Source organism: Methanosarcina sediminis, assembly GCF_052056915.1.
Classification (GTDB): domain Archaea; phylum Halobacteriota; class Methanosarcinia; order Methanosarcinales; family Methanosarcinaceae; genus MTP4.
On sequence record NZ_CP195119.1, the window covers coordinates 3,998,123 to 4,015,937 of the forward strand.

Annotated in this window: 11 protein-coding genes; 6 read left to right on the forward strand and 5 right to left on the reverse strand. The window is 48.7% G+C overall.

Annotated elements, in window-relative coordinates:
• Positions 1 to 54: 54 nt before the first annotated feature.
• The 5 genes from ACSAZK_RS17520 (at position 55) to ACSAZK_RS17540 (ending at position 5,526) form a co-directional block, all read left to right on the forward strand.
• Positions 55 to 324: a hypothetical protein gene (locus ACSAZK_RS17520; RefSeq protein WP_440955299.1), complete on the forward strand. Its 270-nt coding sequence runs from the start codon at positions 55 to 57 to the stop codon at positions 322 to 324.
• Positions 325 to 1,099: 775 nt separating this feature from the next.
• Entirely contained in the window at positions 1,100 to 2,107 is a 1,008-nt protein-coding gene (locus ACSAZK_RS17525) for a type II glyceraldehyde-3-phosphate dehydrogenase (protein WP_440955300.1), read from the forward strand.
• A 224-nt stretch (positions 2,108 to 2,331) separates the two neighbouring features.
• Positions 2,332 to 3,135 carry a bifunctional fructose-bisphosphatase/inositol-phosphate phosphatase gene (locus ACSAZK_RS17530; protein WP_440955301.1) on the forward strand — a complete coding sequence of 268 codons (804 nt, stop codon included), beginning with the start codon at positions 2,332 to 2,334 and terminating at the stop codon, positions 3,133 to 3,135.
• A gap of 1 nt (position 3,136) precedes the next feature.
• Positions 3,137 to 3,961 carry an NAD(+)/NADH kinase gene (locus tag ACSAZK_RS17535; RefSeq protein WP_440955302.1) on the forward strand — a complete coding sequence of 275 codons (825 nt, stop codon included), beginning with the start codon at positions 3,137 to 3,139 and terminating at the stop codon, positions 3,959 to 3,961.
• Between the two features lie 347 nt (positions 3,962 to 4,308).
• Complete coding sequence (locus tag ACSAZK_RS17540) at positions 4,309 to 5,526, forward strand: homocitrate synthase family protein (RefSeq protein WP_440957057.1); 1,218 nt, start codon at positions 4,309 to 4,311, stop codon at positions 5,524 to 5,526.
• Between the two features lie 268 nt (positions 5,527 to 5,794).
• Here the strand turns inward: ACSAZK_RS17540 and ACSAZK_RS17545 are convergent, their stop codons facing one another.
• Positions 5,795 to 6,028 (reverse strand): DUF2795 domain-containing protein, encoded by a 234-nt coding sequence (locus tag ACSAZK_RS17545; RefSeq protein ID WP_440955303.1) that lies wholly within the window; start codon positions 6,026 to 6,028, stop codon positions 5,795 to 5,797.
• Between the two features lie 543 nt (positions 6,029 to 6,571).
• Between ACSAZK_RS17545 and ACSAZK_RS17550 the strand changes: the two genes are divergently transcribed.
• A complete protein-coding gene (locus ACSAZK_RS17550; RefSeq protein WP_440955304.1) occupies positions 6,572 to 6,763 on the forward strand; it encodes a hypothetical protein in 192 nt (63 codons plus the stop codon).
• A 218-nt stretch (positions 6,764 to 6,981) separates the two neighbouring features.
• Here the strand turns inward: ACSAZK_RS17550 and ACSAZK_RS17555 are convergent, their stop codons facing one another.
• The 4 genes from ACSAZK_RS17555 to ACSAZK_RS17570 form a co-directional block, all read right to left on the reverse strand.
• On the reverse strand, positions 6,982 to 9,387 hold the full coding sequence (locus tag ACSAZK_RS17555) for a DUF3160 domain-containing protein (protein WP_440955305.1): 2,406 nt from the start codon (positions 9,385 to 9,387) through the stop codon (positions 6,982 to 6,984).
• A 387-nt stretch (positions 9,388 to 9,774) separates the two neighbouring features.
• Positions 9,775 to 12,114: a DUF3160 domain-containing protein gene (locus ACSAZK_RS17560; protein ID WP_440955306.1), complete on the reverse strand. Its 2,340-nt coding sequence runs from the start codon at positions 12,112 to 12,114 to the stop codon at positions 9,775 to 9,777.
• Between the two features lie 372 nt (positions 12,115 to 12,486).
• Positions 12,487 to 14,832, reverse strand: coding sequence for a DUF3160 domain-containing protein (locus ACSAZK_RS17565; RefSeq protein WP_440955307.1), 2,346 nt, complete (start codon positions 14,830 to 14,832; stop codon positions 12,487 to 12,489).
• A gap of 371 nt (positions 14,833 to 15,203) precedes the next feature.
• Positions 15,204 to 17,618, reverse strand: a complete 2,415-nt coding sequence (locus ACSAZK_RS17570; RefSeq protein ID WP_440955308.1) for a DUF3160 domain-containing protein — start codon at positions 17,616 to 17,618, stop codon at positions 15,204 to 15,206.
• Positions 17,619 to 17,815 lie beyond the last annotated feature (197 nt).

Genomic DNA, 17,815 nt, shown 5'->3' on the forward strand with positions numbered 1-17,815 from the left:
TTGACTACTTATAATCATAAGTACTTTTCCGTACAATACGGCACTTGGTAAAAGATGGCAGATAGCATTCCAAAACATTTGCTTGAGAAAATTTCTATCATATACGCAAAAAAAGGATGTTCTGAATTTAGATTTCAGGAAGTAGTCGATATATTAGGATATAATAACAGATATACAGGACAAATTATGTCAGAACTTGTTTCATCGGGTTGGATAATAAAAAAAAGAGACGAATCAGATAAAAGAATAAAAATTTACAAAATAAAGGATCCTTCTACAATCTTTGAAGAACTAGGAAATGATCTTATTGCTAATAAAGAATAAAAATGAACTTTATCTTTATGAAAAATTATCAACCCCCTCCACCTCTACTCTCCTCCACAATGCAAACTGCATGGACTCCACTCCACCGAACGAAACTTCCCCAAAAACAAAGCCAGGCACAACTTAAAACTTCCCGCTTCCACTCCGAGCTGCCTTTCAATCGGTTTCTACTTCAGACAGTCAGGAGAGCCAGGGGATAGAGTTCGGGTTTTTGGGGGACGGTACTCGGGGAAGTGGGAGAGTAGCCCGCCGGCGAAATATAATAATACAGTTATATTTCTTGAGGGTAATAACAGGCAGGGTCAGTTCGGGAAGTAAGGGCCAGATCGAGCCAAGGGGAACAATAACTCCGTTTTTGACGTGCATTTCAGAAGAAATAATCAAAAAACACCCGCTTTTTTCTATATATCCCAACGATGAAAACTGTTGTTCAACAGCCTCACAAAATCCCGTACTAAAAATTCACCTTACTTATATCCTCCAAAAAGTTATACGAGAAGTAGCCTTCAATCCCACAAATTCCTTCAATACCGGATACCTCAAGAAAAGCATATATAACCAATCAAATCTATTTTCCACTACCTGATCTGAAAATCAAAAAGGGCATTAATTCAAAACACTTTGAATAATCAACCTGAGGTCAGGGACCGGACAGTTCACCGCAAATCTTAATAAAGTTTTTCCAGAAGCTGCCCGGAATCTTATACCAGTTAAAAAATTGACTCTTCATATATCCTGATTGGGTAGGATAGGATTATACAGGACTGGATGATAAATGTCAAAAGCAAAAATTGCAGTTAACGGATACGGTACAATTGGGAAGAGAGTAGCTGATGCTGTCCAGGCACAGGACGACATGGAAATCATCGGGGTTGCCAAGACCAGGCCTAACTATGAGGCTGCGGTGGCTGCCCAGCTCGGCTATGATATTTACACCCTTGCTGACAGGGTGGAGTCTTTTGAAAAGGCGGGGATCCCGGCAGCCGGGACTCTTGATGATATGGTGGAGAAAGCCGACCTGGTCGTGGACTGCACCCCCGGAGGGGTGGGGGAAAGTAACAAGGCAGTGTACGAAAAGGCAGGCGTCAAAGCTATCTGGCAGGGTGGGGAAGACCATGAACTTACCGGTTTTTCCTTTAATGCCGTCTCCAACTATGAAGGGGCTCTCGGGCTCGACTTCGTGAGGGTGGTCTCCTGTAACACCACCGGGCTTTGCAGGGTTATCTACCCGATAGACCGGGAATTCGGGGTAAAGAAGGCGAGGATCACCCTGGTTAGGAGATCTGCCGACCCCAATGACGCAAAGAAAGGGCCGATCAACGCAATTGTCCCGAACCCCATCAAGCTGCCTTCCCACCACGGGCCAGACGTAAAAAGTGTGCTTCCGAATATCAACATAAGCACAATGGCCATGAAGATCCCGACAACTCTCATGCACCTGCACACCATAAACCTGGAACTTGAAAAGGACTGCACGGCTGAGGACGTCAAGGAAGTGCTGGGCACCCAGTCCAGGGTCCGCTTTGTCGGGCAGGGCATTACTTCCACCGCCGAGATCATTGAAGTTGCAAGGGACCTGAAACGCCCCAGGAACGACATGTGGGAAAACTGTGTCTGGGACGAGTCCATAACCATTGACGATGGGGAACTCTACTTCTTCCAGGCAATCCACCAGGAATCCGATGTTGTCCCCGAAAACGTGGACGCAATCCGCGCCATGATGGAACTGGAAAGTGACGGTGCAAAGTCCATTGCGAAAACGAATAAGGCAATCGGACTCTGAGCTCCCTTCCGGGGCTCCTTTTTTTGGAGCTCGAAACTCCGAAAACGAAAGGTCCGACCCGGATATTTATCCTAACAGGAATGAATCCTAACAGGAATGAATCCTAACAGGAATGAATCCTAACAGGAATGAATCCTAACAGGAATGAGTCCTGACAGAAATGAATCCTAACAGGAATGAATCCCGAAAGAGATGAATCCTGACAGATATTGGCCCTGACAGATATGAATCCTGATTTCCATTTTTTAAAACTTTGCAGAGAAGCATTTAAAGCTGCTTCTGATGCCACTTCTGACCTTGCGGGGACCGAGGCTGCAGGCAAGTATGTCTGCATGGGAGCCGACGGGACCCCCACCACGAAGATCGACATTGCGGCCGAGGACGCTATCGTGGAGGTGCTGAAAGCCGACGGCAGGTCCATGAGGATACTCAGCGAGGAACTGGGCGAGCTGGTAATAGGGAGGTCCCCGGAATTTGCCCTTGTCCTGGACCCCCTGGACGGGACGTACAACGCCTCGACCGGGATTCCCTTCTACAACGTTTCGATAGCCGTGGCATCCCCGGACCTTTCGGATCTAAAGTTCGGGTATGTAAAGAACCTGGCAATTGATGAGGAATACTATGCCGAAGCCGGGAAAGGGGCATACCTGAACGGAAAACCTATCCGGGCTTCCGGAAACTCCGACCTGAAAAAGTCCTGCATCAGTGTTTACGGCTACCGGCAGAACTCGGAAAAGACCTTTAACCTCTACAGAAACGTCCGGAGGGTTAGGCTTCTGGGCAGTGTGGCGCTTGAACTCTGTTATGTGGCGTCCGGAAAGCTGGATGCCTTCGTGGATGTCCGGCAGGCCCTACGCCTGACTGATGTGGCTGCAGGGCAGCTCATTTTGACGGAAGCCGGGGGGCTTGTTACGGACGGATACGGAGAGGATTTAAATCTTCCGGACAATGTTATGAACAGGGTGGATATGGTCGCTTCCAACGGGCATGTGCATGGGAAACTTTTAAAACTGATTTCAAGGGGATAATTTGTCTATCAAAAAAATAGGGGTCGCATCCCGCTGTGACCGGCCTGAAGTGCTGGGCATGGTCCGGAAAATCCTGGACGGTTTCAGCCAGAAAGTGGAAATACTCGTCTCAACTGCCACTGCGGACGTCCTGGGCATTCCGGGGGTCCCGGTTGAAGATATGAGAGCCAGGGGAGTGGAACTGCTCATAAGCGTGGGAGGAGACGGGACCGTTCTCCGGAACATTGCCAAAATGAAAGACCCTTTGCCCGTCCTTGGAATCAATATGGGCACTCTCGGCTTTCTGGTGGACGTTGAACCCGAGGACGCGATTGAAGCTATAGAAGAAGTACTTTACGGTTTTTCCTATATCGAAAGAATGCGGGTTGACGTCTATCTGAACGGGGAAATTCTCGATACCGCCACCAACGAAGTCGCAATCATGTCCGCAAAGCCCGCAAAGATCATCCAGTTCGAGGTCAGCGTGGACGGCTGCCCCCTGGACGAGATGCGGGCGGACGGCGTGGTTTTTGCAACTCCCACCGGTTCCACTGCCTATGCCATGAGCGCCGGCGGTCCGATCATAAACCCGAGGGTAAATGCCATCGTTGTCGTGCCTGTGGCTCCTTTTAAGCTTTCCTCAAGGCCCTGGGTCATCCCTTCGGACAGTGAGTTCACCGTACGCCTTATAGCCTCCAAGGAAGCTGTCGTCGCTATCGACGGGCAGAAGTCCTACAGGATCCGGCCGGAGGATATGGTGAAACTGAAAAAGTCGAAGTTTCCGGCACGTTTTGTGAAGGTCTCAGATACCTGCTTTTATGAGCGGGTACAGCGGAAACTGTCCTGATAAAAGGCCTTTTTACTTCCTTTTTACTTCATTTTGATTTCATAATGTACGTTTATGCTGTTAACTGGCTGTAAACGGGTCTTTTTTACTTCCTTTTCACTTCGTAATGTACGTTTATGCTGTTGCCGGAAATGACTTTCCCCTTGGGATAACGTTTATATACATGCAGGTTAAGCTATCCTTAATCTTACTAAAATAGTACATTTTTTGCCTTTAAAAGAATTTTCCAGCCCTGAAAGGTTTCCACTCAAGCATTAGGGCGATAGCAGGGGCAAATTGCGATCTATCATTAAAATTAATTAAATATGTCCTCAAAAGCAGCAAAAACAAGCGCAGGAATCAGTACCATGTCAGAGAGCGAGCAGTACTCCAGAAACACGCTGATGGACTTCATCGATCACCGCCCCCTGGATATAGAAATCTGTGATGTTACCCTCCGCGATGGAGAGCAGACCCCGGGAGTCGTATTTGGCCGGGAGCAGAAATTGGCAATGGCCAGCGAGCTGAATTCGATGGGAATCGAGGTGATTGAAGCAGGTTTTCCCGTAGTTTCAGCCAACGAAAAGGAAATTGTCAGGGAAATTGCAAACCAGGGGTACGATTCAAGAATCTGCTGCCTTTCCAGGTCCGTAAAAGGGGATGTTGACGCTGCTCTGGAATGTGACGTTGACATTGTTAGCATTTTTATCGCTATGTCCGATATGCACCTCAAGCACAAGTACCACCGGAGTCTTGAGGAGATGCTGGGCTGTGCTAAAGAAACTATCGAATATGCAACCGATCATGGGCTGAAAGTGCGTTTTGCAGCCGAAGATGCTACCCGGACCCCCGTGGATCGGCTCAAACAGGCTTTCCTGGAAGTTGAGAGGGACTACAAGGTGGCTTACGTAAGCCTTGCCGATACCATAGGCATCCTGAACCCTTCCAGCACCACTTACCTTGTAGGCGAGATTTTCAAGGCGGTCAAAACCCCAATCTGCATGCACTGCCATGACGACCTGGGCATGGCCACCGCAAACACCCTTGCCGCCGCTGAAGCCGGGGCAAAACAGCTCCACACAACCGTTAACGGAATCGGAGAACGGGCGGGCAATGCCTCTCTTGAAGAAGTGATGGTAGCCCTCAGGGTGCAGTACGGCATCGACCGCTATGACACGACCAAACTGACTAAACTTTCCAAACTGGTTGCGGAATACTCCGGAATCGCTCCCGCCATAAACAAGTCTGTGGTCGGGGAAAACGCCTTTACCCACGAGTCCGGGATCCACGTTGCTGCAATCCTGGAAGAGCCCAGGACCTACGAACTCTTCCTCCCCGAAATGGTGGGCGGAAAGCGCAACCTGATCGTCGGTAAGCACACCGGCACAAAAGCCCTCAAAGGCATAATTAACAGCATCGGTTTCTGCCTTGAGCGGGATGAACTCTGTGCCCTGATCGATAAGGTCAAGATCTGTACCGAAGAAAAGCACAAGAGCATCCCGAGAGATTACCTTGAAAAGATGATAAATGAAGTAAAGCAGGAAAAAGTCCACACGATTAAGGAAGAAGGGAAGGTTTCGATCTGAAATGCATAAGAAATGAGAATTTCTCTAACTCTTCTTCATTACTTATTTCTAACATTCAGCATAGGTAATACCGAATCGTTAGACTGATTTTGGATGTGCTGAACAATCCCTTTTTAGTGCTATTTTTAGAAGTGTTATTTTTGAAGTATTTTTTAAGCTTTCCTAAAATAAATGATATAGAAGTTACGCACTTGAGAAGAAAAACAAGCACTTGAGACCTCCCTGCTTCAACTGCGCAAGTTCTATGAACAAAAATAAGTTACGTTTTTTAGGAGGAAACCCCGATGTAAATTTTGTGAAGTTCCTCGGCGACATCCTCAGAGTTATTGTATTCCTTGTCCGGAAGCATGCCAAGTCCCCGCAGTATGTCCGGGATTGCTCCACTCTTCCTTGCCTGCTCAATAATGCCGTTTCTTTTTACAGGAAAATCTGTATTTTTTAATATCTTCTGAGCTTCCATAGGAAGTTCTGTAATAAATCCGCCTTTACCCTCAGTTTCCATGATATTTCCCCTTTACTTTTGTTTAGTCTCCTTTCAATTTCCTGGCAACATCTGCAGTGTTTGTATACTCCTTTTCCGGAGATTATTTATTTCCGCAGAATGCCGTCTCTAGCGTTATTATTCCTAGCGCTTAACAACATCTTCCTTCTTTGCAGGAAAATCGATACTTTTTGGAGCTTTCTGAAGAAAGCCAAACTTTTTTGTCAGTATGAATATAAATGACGATTTACTATTTAAAACTTAACATTATTTTATCAATTGATATTAAATATTAATACTTTTCTGTAATTAAGTATCAATTTATCATGTGTATTAGTAATATTATATGATAAAATTAAGAAAAAAGAAATTTAAATACAAAAATATATCTACTTAAAATAAATGGCCGTCCTTTATTATTCGGTTGATATTTTTAATTAAAATAGTAATGGCTTGCTCTGAATCCTTAGTTATACCCCATACAACCGGAACTGGCCACCCCTCATCTTTTTTTTCGTTATTGTCCCCGGGCGCCGAAGGCGGCCGGCTTTTTCAGAATAAAGAGTGATAGTTATAAAGAAGAAAAAAGGCAAAAAAGAAGTCGGAAGGAGAGAAAAAAGGCAAAAAATGTTCGAAGAAGAGGAGATAAATCAAAAAAATAAAAGTAGCCTAAAAACCTGTAAGAGTGCAAAAAAAGAAATAAATGCAATCTGTAAATACTGCTTATTCATATCTCTTTATTATTCTTTTTTGTGAGGGCCGCCAGGCAAGCTGGCGGAGGCATTTTTTAACAATCGAGTTGAAAACGGTTTTTGGGGGGTCAGTGAAACATTTCTCTGGCCAGGCGAGCATTCCTCGAGCTTATAAAGGCAAGGAGTATGCAATTTTTGGGAATTTTGGGAACAACATCAACCGATGGAACAACATCAACCGATTATGAGAGAGCACCTTTTTTTTCATTTTAATAAAAAAAGTTAAGAAATGTAAGTGGAGGTCCACTCCGGCTTTTCCGGCGGGTTTTCCTCCAGCATTTCTCTCCATTTTTCATCGGTCAGGCGGTCGTCCATGGGTTGCTTGAACTCGTAGTGGCTCATTACGGGGCCTGCAGCCAGGAATATCCTGCTGTCGGGGATTTTGTATGCCACAACAAGCATGTCCACGTAGCCAGTGCCTTCTTCAAGCACCATGCCTGTGTTGGGTTCGGTGTGGACATCTGCGACAAGGGTTGTTTTCCTCGCATCTTTATCCACTTCTCCGACCACTTCGAGCCATTCCCCGAATTCAAAGATGAAAAGTTTTTCTTCTGCTGAAAGTTCCTGGTTTTCAAGTTCCTTTTCTGAAATATCTACAAGCTCCTCCAGGATGTCTTCAAGGCTTTCAAACCTCCTTTTTGAATTTTCGTCGAGTACCTCCAGCTCTTCCAGCCCGCCGGATGTCATCTTCGTCAGGGCAAGGAGCCTGTTATAGAATTCGGGCACAGGTTCTACAAAGCCAACAGGTTTGTCCTCCAGTTCCGGAAGTTCCTCTTCAATTCCATAGCTTTGCTTTGCATAGAGTACCGTGTCGTGCCTCAGTTCTGTCCAGGAGGCAAGGGAAGTGCTAAGTTCCCTGTCCTGCCAGGCTTCGGTCTGCATGAAGGTCGGATAACCGTCGCCGTGGCTTTTCAGGAGGGGCTGGAGGGAGTAGAGCCAGGACCAGTAGAGGTTCCGGTTCCAGGCTGCGTCGTCGAACTCCGAAAACTCCGATTCCAGTTCCCCGTAACGGTAACTGTAGTTTTCATAGTTTGAATCGTCCAGCTCGTCCAGCCAGTAGACCGCCCGCTCGGAACCCAGGAGCGCCATCACGTCGAGCCCGCGGGGAAAACCCCTGTCGTTTCCTGCAGACGAAAGGATGTAGGTGAAAGGTTTCGGGTCCCGGTTTCCTGTGTACTCTTTCGTATAGGGGCCCGTAAGCCTGGAGAACATGTAGGAATCAGGAATGAAACGCTGGCCCATGAACCTGAAACCTTTCGTATCCTCCAGAAGCTCGTCTGCCTGTTCGGCAGTGGTTATAAGTTCCCCGGGGTACCCTCCGGTGCCTCCGTAGATCTCCGGGCTATGGTATCCTGCAAGTTCGATTTTCAACTCTTCAACTGCGGTCTCGTTAAATTCCCTCTCCCCGCTTCCGAATACGGTATCCATTGCTTCCATGTATTCGTAGGGTCCGAGGTCGTCGGAAAGGCCTACATAAAAAGCGGTGACCGCGTAGATCCTGTCCCATTTTTCAAGAAGTGCGGGGTCTGCCTCAAGCTCCGAGGAGATCAGGCTTGCCTGAATGGTCTGGATGCGGGCTACTTTTTCCGGGTCTGCAGCCTGAATCAGCCTGCCCTTGAGCAGCATGCTCATCCTCCCGTGCCACATGAAGGTCCTGAAATAATTTTCCAGCAGTTCGGAGCGGGTGTAGTGCCCTCTCGGGACATACTGGGAATAGTCCTCGTCATAGAGGAAAATCGGAGACGTGGCATAGCCTTCGTGAGCCTCTATCAGGGCAAGTTCGGCTTCGACTTCGTCCTCTACAAACGCCGGAACCTCAAACCGGTACTGCTCTTCGGCTCCGGGGGCAAAGTACTTTCCCGTATCCGGGGAATAGGGGTCTTCCACATCCTTTATCTGGTCAGGTTCCGGCTGGAGAAGGCTCAGGGCAACGGCAAAATAGGCCGCATTTCTTCTTGCGGCTTCCTTTATTTCCCCGGAATTGCTTTTGTAGTCCTCGATAGAGGCGTTCAGCAGGGCACTATCGAGTTCCCAGACCAGGTCATAAAGTTCTCTTTGCTCCACCTCGCTCATGCTCTCGTCGAACTGGACGTGGTAGATGTGGAGCAGGGTATCCGGAGTTATGAAAATCAGGGGTCCATTTCCCGGAAGCCACTTGTACATTCGGGTGATGTCGTCTTCCCGCGGATCATAGGGATTTTCGATTACCACAAAACCGTTTTGCATCAGCATTTCGAGGGCTGCATCGTCCATCGGGACCCTGTTTAAAAACGCCTCGTAGTTGGAGATTTCCGAATCTTCAAGGGGCAGCCCGTACTGGGGAACCTTCAATTCGACATCAAGGGCTTCAAGCTCATAACTTTCCAGAAGCGTAGAATTTCCGGCTTCAAGGCCTGAAAAGTTTACTGTTTCGGTCTTAAGGTGCCCTGTGGCAGAGTTGACAGCCTTCTGGTCTTCTTCGAGACCCTCTGCGTTCCCTTCAACCGTCCCGTTTTCACCGGAAGTCCCGTTTTCGCCAGCAGTCAAGTTTTCCGAATCCTGTCCGGCGCTTTCTTCCAGGCATCCTGCTATGAAAACAGAGGCTAAAAGCATCAGGCAAATAGCGATTGTTTGAGTTTGCTGTTTCATCTATTTCATCTCGGTCGCTTTACAATTCATTTTCTGATCGGAGTTGAGCTGGGGGCCGGCTAACTCCTGAAGGTGGGGTTTTCTTACCTTCTCAGTCTGGTGGATTCAGGCTTTCCTGATTTTGCGACCGAAGGCGGGGTATGGGGGATTTCTAGAGTGATAAGTTTTTATGATTGGGATTTTTTTTCATATTTCTTCGAAATATCAAATTTTTTACATATGTTTCTCCAATTATCCATAATGTATTTAAATTTTTCTACATGTTCGCCAACAAAGCCTGTTTCCTATAAATTTCTCCTGTCAGGAATCTATCTGTAAGGAACCCTATAACAATCTCTAACTAAAGATGGAAATTAAAAACGGAAATAAAAGTTAAAAACAAAAAAGTTAAGAAATGTAAGTGGAGGTCCACTCCGGCCTTTCCGGCGGGTTTTCCTCCAGCATTTCTCTCCATTTTTCATCGGTCAGGCGGTCGTCCATGGGCTGCTTGAACTCGTAGTGGCTCATTACGGGGCCGGCGCCAACAAGGATTCGGCCGTAGGGGAGTTTGTATGCGACCACTATCATGTCCACGTAGCCTACGCCTTCCTCGAGCACCATGCCGGTGTTCCCGTCGGTGTGGACGTCAGCCACTACGGTGGTCTTTTTAGCCTTATCATCTACTTCTGCTATGACGCCCTCGAGCTGGTCCCCAAAGGTCTTTATGAACTCATAGTCGTCCTCGGTGAGCTCTTCGTTTTCAAGTTCCTTTTCTGAGATTGCAAGGAGCCTCTCAAGCGTTTCCTCAAGGCTTGTAAGCCTTGCTTTAGAAGATGGGTCAAGCACATCCATTTCTTCCAGGCCCTGGGTTGTCATTCTCGTCAGGGCCAGCAGCCGGGCGTAAAAATCAGGCACTGGTTCCACATATCCCACAACAGGTTTTTCTTCGGGGGGCTTGAGACTGCCTATATCGCAGGTGAATCCTGTGAAACTCTGTTTGGCATAGAGGATTGTGTCGTGGCGGAGTTCGGTCCAGGAGGCAAGGGAAGTGGTGAGTTCTTTGTCCTGCCAGGCTTCGGTCTGCATGAAGGTCGGGTAGCCGTCGCCGTGGATTTTCAGGAGGGGTTGCAGGGAGTAGAGCCAGGCCCAGTAGAGGTTCCGGTTCCACGTTGCAGCGTCGAAATCCGAAAACTCCGATTCCAGTTCACCATGCCGGAAGCTGTAGTTTTCGTAGTTCGAATCGTCCAGCTCTTCCAGCCAGTAGACAGCTCTCTCCGAACCCAGAAGGGCCATCACGTCGAGTCCGCGCGGAAAACCCCTGATCTGCTCTCCGTCTCCTGAGATTACAAGTGTGAATGGCTCTTCCCGTTCTCCCGTATATTCGCCGGTGTACGCTCCAACAAGGTTGGAAAACATGTAAGAGTCCGGGATGAAGCGCTGTCCCATGAAACGGAAACCCCGTGTATCTTCAAGGCATTCGTCGGCCTGCTCGGGGGAATATGGAGGAGATAGGACGTAGTTTCCTGTGCCTCCGTAAATTTGCGGCCCCCGGTATTCCGTGAGTCTGGCCTTTAGTTCTCCGACTGCAGTCTCGTTAAATTCCCTCTCCCCACTTCCGAACACCGAATCCATAGCTTCCATATATTCATAAGGTCCCAGGTCATCGGAAAAACCCGCATAGAAAGCCGTAACCGCATAGATCCGGTCCCATTTTTCTAAAAGTTCCGGGTCATTTTCGAGCTGTGAGGCGATCAGGCTGGCCTGGATGGTCTGGATGCGGGCTTCTTTTTCCGGATCTTCGGCCCGGATAAGCTCGCCCTTGAGAAGCATGCTCATCCGACCGTGCCACATAAAGGCTCTGAAATAATTTCTCAGCATTTCCGAACGGGTATAATGGCCTCTGGGCACGTACTGGGAATAGTCTTCTTGATACAGGAAAATAGGGGAAGAGGCAAAGCCGGCGTGCCCTTCGATAAGGGCCAGTTCGGAAGCAACTTCTTCTTTTACAAACCCGGGGACCTCAAACTGATACCGTTCTTCTGCCCCGGCAGGGAAAAGGGACTCATCGTACTCGAAAGAAAAGGGTTCATCGGCCTGTCGGACCTGTTCAGGCTTCGGCTGGAGAAGGCTCAAAGCCACGGAAAAATAGGCCGCATTTCTTCTCGCGGCTTCCTTTACCTCTTCCGATGAGCTTGCGTTATTGTACTCTGCCACGGAAGCATTCAGGAGGGTCCTGTCGATTTCCCAGAGCAGACCGTAAAATTCCTGTTCCTCGATCCTGCGCAGGGTCTCGTCAAACTGGATGTGGTAGAGGTGCAGCAGGGAGTCGGTGGTGATAAAGATCGGGACTCCTTCTTTCTCAAGGCTGGAATACATCCCTGTTATGTCCTCTTCCCCGGAGTTGTAGGGGTTTTCGATTACCACAAAACCGTTAGTTTTCAGCTTTTCAAGTGCCTGTGCGTTCAGCTGGATTTTACCTGAAAAGTTTTCATAGTTTGAGATCTCAGCTTTTTCCAGGGGCAGTTCATAGGGAGGCACTTTTAATTCTATATCAAGGGCTTCCAGGTGGTAGTTTTCGGTGAGTGGAAAATTCCCTGCCCCTGAGCCGGAAAAGCTTACTGCTTCGGTCTTCAGGTGCCCGGTGGCAGAATTTTCATTCCTGCCTCCGCTTTCTTCCAGGCATCCACCTACAAAAATGGAGACTGAAACTATTATGCAAATAACGATTGTTTTAATTCTGCGATTCATCCGTATCATCTCGGCCGCTTTGCAATTTGTTCTTGACTGGAGTTATGTTACTCCTGAAAAGGGTTTTCTTACCTTCTCAGCCTTATTGGGCCAGTGTAATTCCGGCTTTGCGACCGAAAGCGTGGATATGGGGGATTTATAGAGTGATAAGTTTTTATGATTGGGATTTTTTCATATTTCTTCAAAATATCAAATTTTTTATACATATTTCTCCAATAATCCATAATCTATTAAAATTTTTCTACATGTTCACCAACAAAACCTGTTTCCTATAAATTTCTCCTGTCAGGAATCTATCTGTCAGGAACCCTATAACAGTCCCTAACTGAAGATGGAAATTAAAAACGGAAATAAAAGTTAAAAACAAAAAAATTAAGAAATGTAAGTTGAGGTCCACTCCGGCCTTTCCGGCGGGTTTTCCTCCAACATTTCTCTCCATTTTTCATCGGTCAGGCGGTCGTCCATGGGCTGTTTGAACTCGTAGTGGCTCATTACGGGCCCTGCTCCCACAAGGATGCGGCCGTCGGGGAGTTTGTATGCGACAACCATCATGTCCACGTAACCTACGCCTTCCTCGAGCACCATGCCGGTGTTCCCTTCGGTGTGGACGTCAGCCACGATGGTGGTTTTCCGGGCTTTTTCGTCGACGTCCGAGATGACGCCTTCGAGCTGGTCCCCGAAGGTCTTTATGAACTCGTAGTCGCTCTCGGTGAGCTCTTCGTTTTCAAGTTCCTTTTCCGAGATTTTTAGCAGCCTTTCCAGGACGGATTCAAGGTTTGTGAGCCTGTTTCTTGAGGCGGAATCGAGGACACCCATTTCGTCCAGTCCCTGGTTCGTCATCCTCGTCAAAGCCAGCAACCGGGCGTAAAACTCAGGCACGGGTTCTACGTAGCCCACGACAGGTTTTTTTTCTTCGGGGCGCGGGGGTGCTGCTGTAGAGCGCATTATGTAGCTCTGTTTGGCATAGAGGATTGTGTTGTGGCGGAGTTCGGTCCAGGAGGCAAGAGAGGTAGCAAGCTCCTTATCCTGCCAGCTTTCGGTCTGCATGAAGGTCGGGTAGCCTTCCCCGTGGTTTTTGAGCAAGGGCCGGAGGGAGTAGAGCCAGGCCCAGTAAAGGTTTCGGTTCCAGTCGCTTCCGTTGAAGGAGGAAAATTCGGCATTTAGCTCAGCATACCTGGCGCTGTAGTCTTCGTAGTCCGAATCGTCCAGTTCGTCCAGCCAGTAAACAGCCCTTTCCGAGCCCAGTAGAGCCATGACATCAAGCCCGCGGGGAAAACCCCTTATAGGCCGGCCTGCTTCCGAGATTACAAGGGTGAAAGGCGGCTGTCCTGTATCTTTCCGGTATTCTCCGGTATATGCCCCAACAAGGCTTGAGAACATGTAGGAGTCCGGGATAAGGCGCTGGCCCATGAAGCGGAAACCCCGGGTATCGTTCAGGCACTCGTCGGCCTGTTCCGGGGAATAAGGGGGAGGTATGGTGCAGTTTCCTGTGCCTCCGTAGATTTCAGGGCCCTGGAATTCGGCAAGCTTTGCTTTCATTTCCGCAACACTAACTTCATTTAGCTTTCCGGGCTCGAAGTCCCCGGCAAATACGGTATCAAGGGCTTCGATGTACTCGTAGGGCCCGAGGTCATCGGAAAAGCCCACATAGAACGCCGTAACCAGGTAGATCCTTTCCCAGTTTCCAAAGAGCTCCGGCTCCGATTCAAGCTCCGAGGCGATCAGGCTCGCCTGCATGGTCTGGATCCTGGCTTCCTTTTCGGGGTCTTCGGCCCGGATAAGCTCGCCCTTGAGAAGCATGCTCATCCTGCCGTGCCACATGAAGGTCCTGAAATAATTTTTCAGCATCTCCGAACGGGTATAATGGCCTCTGGGCACGTACTGGGAATAGTCCTCCTGATACAGGAAAATAGGGGAGGAGGCAAAGCCGGCGTGCCCTTCGATAAGAGCCAGTTCGGAAGCAACTTCTTCTTTTACAAACCCGGGGACCTCAAACTGATACCGTCCTTCTGCCCCGGCAGGGAAAAGGGAATCATCGTATTCGAAAGAGAAGAGTTCATCGGCCTTTCGGACCTGTTCAGGCTTCGGCTGGAGAAGGCTCAAAGCCACGGAAAAATAGGCCGCATTTCTTCTTGCGGCTTCCTTTACCTCTTCCGATGAGCTTGCGTTATTGTACTCTGCCACGGAAGCATTTAGGAGATCCCTGTCGATTTCCCAGAGCAGGCCGTAAAATTCCTGTTCCTCGATCTGGCGCAGGGTCTCGTCAAACTGGATGTGATAGAGGTGCAGCAGGGAGTCGGTGGTGATAAAGATCGGGACTTCCTCTTTCTTAAGGATGGAATACATCCCTGTTATATCCTCTTCCCCGGAGTTGTAGGGGTTTTTGATTACCACAAAACCGTTAGTTTTCAGCTTTTCAAGTGCCTGTGCGTCCAGCTGGATTTTACCTGAAAAGTTTTCATAGTTGGAGATATCAGCTTCTTCCAGGGGCAGTTCATAGGGAGGCACTTTTAACTCTATATCAAGGGCTTCCAGGTGGTAGTTTTCTGTGAGTGGGAAATTCCCTGCCCCTGACCCGGAAAAGCTTACTGCTTCGGTCTTCAGGTGCCCGGTGGCAGAATTTTCATTCCTGCCTCCGCTTTCTTCCAGGCATCCACCTACAAAAATGGAGACTGAAACTATTATGCAAATAACGATTGTTTTAATTCTGCGATTCATCCGTATCATCTCGGCCGCTTTGCAATTTGTTCTTGACTGGAGTTATGTTACTCCTGAAAGGGGTTTTCTTACCTTCTCAGCCTTATTGGGCCAGTGTAATTCCGGCTTTGCGACCGAAAGCGTGGATATGGGGGATTTATAGAGTGATAAGTTTTTATGATTGGGATTTTTTCATATTTCTTCAAAATATCAAATTTTTTATACATATTTCTCCAATAATCCATAATCTATTAAAATTTTTCCACCTGTTCGCCAACAAAACCTGTTTCCTATAAATTTCTCCTGTCAGGAATCTATCTGTCAGGAACCCTATAACAGTCCCTAACTGAAGATGGAAATTAAAAACGGAAATAAAAGTTAAAAGAAAAAAATTAAGAAATGTAAGTGGAGGTCCACTCCGGCCTTTCCGGCGGGTTTTCCTCCAGCATTTCTCTCCATTTTTCATCGGTAAGGCGGTCGTCCATGGGCTGCTTGAACTCGTAGTGGCTCATTACGGGGCCGGCTCCCACAAGGATGCGGCCGTCGGGGAGTTTGTATGCGACAACCATCATGTCCACGTAGCCTACTCCTTCCTCAAGCACCATGCCGGTGTTCCCTTCGGTATGGACGTCAGCCACGATGGTGGTTTTCCGGGCTTTTTCGTCGACGTCCGAGATGACTCCTTCGAGCTGGTCCCCGAAGGTCTTTATGAACTCGTAGTCGTCCTCGGTGAGCTCTTCGTTTTCAAGTTCCTTTTCCGAGATTTCCAGGAGTCTTTCCAGGACGCTCTCAAGGTTTGTGAGTCTGCGTTTCGAGGCGTGGTCGAGCACTTCCATTTCGTCAAGGCCCTGGTTCGTCATCCGGGTAAGGGTAAGGAGCCGGGCATAGAACTCGGGGACGGGCTCGACGTATCCCACAACAGGCTTTTCTTCCGGAGGCATCGGGGCTGCGGATTCCACCATGGTGTAGCTCTGCTTGGCGTAGAGGATGGTATCGTGCCTGAGCTCGGTCCAGGAAGCCAGGGCGGTGTTCAGTTCTTTGTCCTGCCAGTGTTCGGTCTGCATGAAGGTCGGGTAGCCTTCCCCGTGGTCTTCGAGCAGGGGCTGCAGGGAGTAGAGCCAGGCCCAGTAGAGGTTCCTATTCCAGTCGCTTTCGTTGAAGGCAGAAAATTCGGCGTCCAGCTCATCATAGCGGGCGCTGTAGTTTTCGTAGTTAGAATCGTCCAGTTCGTCCAGCCAGAAGACTGCCCTTTCCGAGCCCAGGAGAGCCATCACGTCAAGCCCGCGGGGAAAACCCCGAATAGGCCTGCCTGCTCCGGAAATCACAAAGGTGAAAGGCGGCTCTACATCTTCCTGATTCCCCGCATCTTCCTGATATTCCCCGGTATAGGCTCCAACCAGGTTTGAGAACATGTAGGAGTCCGGGATAAAACGCTGCCCCATGAAGCGAAAGCCCCGGGTGTCGTTCAGGCACTCTTCAGCCTGTTCCGGGGAAAAGGGCGGCTCAAGCACGCAGGCTCCGGTGCCCCCGTAGATTTCAGGGCCCTGGAATTCGGCAAGTTTTGCTTTCATTTCCGCAACACTGGCTTCGTCCAGTTTTTCGGGCTCGAAGTCCCCGGCAAACACGGTATCAAGGGCTTCAATGTATTCGTAGGGCCCGAGGTCATCGGAAAAGCCCACATAGAACGCCGTAACCAGGTAGATCCTTTCCCAGTTTCCAAAGAGCTCCGGCTCCGATTCAAGCTCCGAGGCGATCAGGCTCGCCTGCATGGTCTGGATTCTGGCTTCCTTTTCGGGGTCATCGGCCTGGATAAGCTTTCCTTTCAGGAGCATGGTCATCCTGCCGTGCCACATGAAGGCTTTGAAGTAATTTTTCAGCATCTCGGAGCGGGTATAATGGCCCCGGGGCACGTACTGGGAGTAATCTTCCGTGTACATGAAAATCGGGGAAGGCGAAAAACCCGCATGGTCTTCGATCAGGGCAAGTTCGGCTTCGACCTCCTCTTTTACGAAAGAGGGGACTTCAAACCGGTAGCTTTCTTCTGCCCCGGCAGGGAAAAGGGACTCGTCCTCCATGCCGTAGGGGTCTTCCTCATCCTGTACCTGGTCGGGTTTAGGCTGGAGCAGGCTCAAAGCAACGGCAAAATAGGCTGCGTTTCTCCTTGCGGCTTCCTTTACTTCTCCTGAGTTGCTGTTATACTCCTCAACTGAGGCATCCAGCAGGGCTTTATCGGTTTCCCAGATAGCAGCATAAAATTCCTGTTCCTCAATCCGGCGCAGAGTCTCGTCAAACTGGATGTGGTAGAGGTGCAGCAGGGAATCGGTGGTAATAAAAATCGGGACTTCCTCTTCTTCCAGGATTGAGTACATCCTTGTTATGTCCTCTTCCCCGGGGTTGTAGGGGTTTTCGATCATGACAAAGCCGTTTTCCTTCAGTTTCTCAAGGTCCGAAGCCTCCAGGTTTATCTTTCCCGAAAAATCCCCGTAATTCGCAATTCCCGACTCGCTGAGAGGCAGGGAGTAGGCAGGGACCTTCGCTTCGAATTCAGCTTTTTCGGGACTATAATATTTTAAAAACCCCGTACTTTTATCCTCAAGTTCAGGCACTGTGGGTCCCTCTTCCCCGGAGGGTTTTTCTTCCCCGAAACCTTCCCCGTCTACCTCATCAACCTCTTCCCCTGCTCCTCCTTCCCCTGTTTCATCTTCATCCTCAGCCGGCTCCTGGTCAACACAACCGGCAAAAAGAGTAGAGATGAGGAGCATCAAACATACTGCAGTAATTCTGATCTTCCGTTTCATAAGTTTCATCCCGAATCAAATCTTAACTTTCGTCCGGAATCCTGTCTTGAATCTGAAAAATAACTTGAAAATAACTTGAAAATAACTCCGGGAAACGACTGTAGCAAACAACTCCTGGAAAAAAACTCTTTAATTATTCTGTAACAACTACGAAATAATCTGGAATAACTCTGAATAACTCTGAATAACTCTGAAGAATAATCCTG

Bases quoted from the DNA above. Each gene is read 5' to 3' on its own strand.
- ACSAZK_RS17565 (WP_440955307.1), bottom strand. From the start codon at position 14,832: ATGAATCGCAGAATTAAAACAATCGTTATTTGCATAATAGTTTCAGTC.
- ACSAZK_RS17540 (WP_440957057.1), top strand. From the start codon at position 4,309: ATGTCAGAGAGCGAGCAGTACTCCAGAAACACGCTGATGGACTTCATC.
- ACSAZK_RS17560 (WP_440955306.1), bottom strand. From the start codon at position 12,114: ATGAATCGCAGAATTAAAACAATCGTTATTTGCATAATAGTTTCAGTC.
- ACSAZK_RS17520 (WP_440955299.1), top strand. From the start codon at position 55: ATGGCAGATAGCATTCCAAAACATTTGCTTGAGAAAATTTCTATCATA.
- ACSAZK_RS17530 (WP_440955301.1), top strand. From the start codon at position 2,332: ATGAATCCTGATTTCCATTTTTTAAAACTTTGCAGAGAAGCATTTAAA.
- ACSAZK_RS17570 (WP_440955308.1), bottom strand. From the start codon at position 17,618: ATGAAACTTATGAAACGGAAGATCAGAATTACTGCAGTATGTTTGATG.
- ACSAZK_RS17545 (WP_440955303.1), bottom strand. From the start codon at position 6,028: ATGGAAACTGAGGGTAAAGGCGGATTTATTACAGAACTTCCTATGGAA.
- ACSAZK_RS17555 (WP_440955305.1), bottom strand. From the start codon at position 9,387: ATGAAACAGCAAACTCAAACAATCGCTATTTGCCTGATGCTTTTAGCC.
- ACSAZK_RS17525 (WP_440955300.1), top strand. From the start codon at position 1,100: ATGTCAAAAGCAAAAATTGCAGTTAACGGATACGGTACAATTGGGAAG.